This is a genomic window from Pseudomonas sp. CM25, assembly GCF_013179705.1.
In the GTDB taxonomy this organism is placed as follows: domain Bacteria; phylum Pseudomonadota; class Gammaproteobacteria; order Pseudomonadales; family Pseudomonadaceae; genus Aquipseudomonas.
Genome location: NZ_JABMCW010000663.1, coordinates 1 through 1,124, shown reverse-complemented (window position 1 = coordinate 1,124; position 1,124 = coordinate 1). Strand labels below are relative to the sequence as shown.

The window sequence follows — 1,124 nt, the reverse complement described above, 5'->3', positions numbered from 1 at the left end:
GGCCTGAGCCGGCCACGGGTGCTGTATGGCCACGTGTTCCGCAACGCCATGCTGTTGGTGATCGCCGGCTTCCCCTCGGCGTTCATCGGCATCTTCTTCACCGGCTCTTTGCTGATCGAGGTGATCTTCAGCCTCGACGGCCTGGGCCTGATGAGCTTCGAGGCGGCCATCAACCGCGACTATCCGGTGGTCTTCGGCACCCTGTTCATCTTCACCCTGCTGGGGCTGGTGGTGAAACTGATCGGCGACCTGACCTATACCCTGGTCGATCCGCGCATCGACTTCGCCAGCCGGGAGCACTGACATGGCCTTGTCCCCTCTCAACCGCCGGCGCTTCGAGCGTTTCAAGGCCAACCGCCGTGGCTGGTGGTCGCTGTGGCTGTTCCTGATCCTGTTCGGCCTCAGCCTGGGCGCCGAGCTGATCGCCAACGACAAGCCGATTGCCGTGCGTTACGACGGCGAGTGGTACTTCCCGGCGTTCAAGCGCTACCCGGAAACCACCTTCGGCGGCGAGTTCCCGCTGGAAGCCAACTACAAGAGCCCGTACATCCGCGAGCTGCTGGCGAAGAAAGACAGCTTCGTGCTGTGGGCGCCGATCCCGTTCAGCTATCAGAGCATCAACTACGACCTGCGCGTACCGGCCCCGGCCCCGCCCTCGGCGGACAACCTGCTGGGCACCGACGACCAGGGGCGCGACGTGCTGGCGCGGGTGATCTACGGCTTCCGCGTTTCGGTACTGTTCGCCCTCACCTTGACCATCCTCAGCTCCATCATCGGGGTCATCGCCGGGGCGCTGCAGGGGTTCTATGGCGGCTGGGTCGACCTGGTCGGACAACGCTTCCTGGAAATCTGGTCCGGCTTGCCGGTACTTTACCTGCTGATCATCCTCGCCAGCTTCGTGCAGCCGAATTTCTGGTGGCTGCTGGGAATCATGCTGCTGTTCTCGTGGATGAGCCTGGTGGACGTGGTACGCGCCGAGTTCCTGCGCGGGCGCAACCTGGAATACGTGCGCGCCGCCCGCGCCCTGGGCATGCGCAACGGCGCAATCATGTACCGGCACATCCTGCCCAACGCGATGATTTCGACCATGACCTTCATGCCGTTCATTCTCACTGGCGCCATCG

2 protein-coding genes are annotated in these 1,124 nt (G+C 63.6%); both read left to right on the top strand.

Annotated elements, in window-relative coordinates:
* Window positions 1-303, top strand: a 303-nt coding sequence (locus HP546_RS30495) for an ABC transporter permease subunit (RefSeq protein ID WP_172233676.1), incomplete at its 5' end; no start/stop codon positions are given.
* 1 nt (window position 304) lies between these two features.
* Window positions 305-1,124: ABC transporter permease (locus HP546_RS30490; RefSeq protein WP_172233673.1), on the top strand; the 820-nt coding region annotated here is incomplete at its 3' end.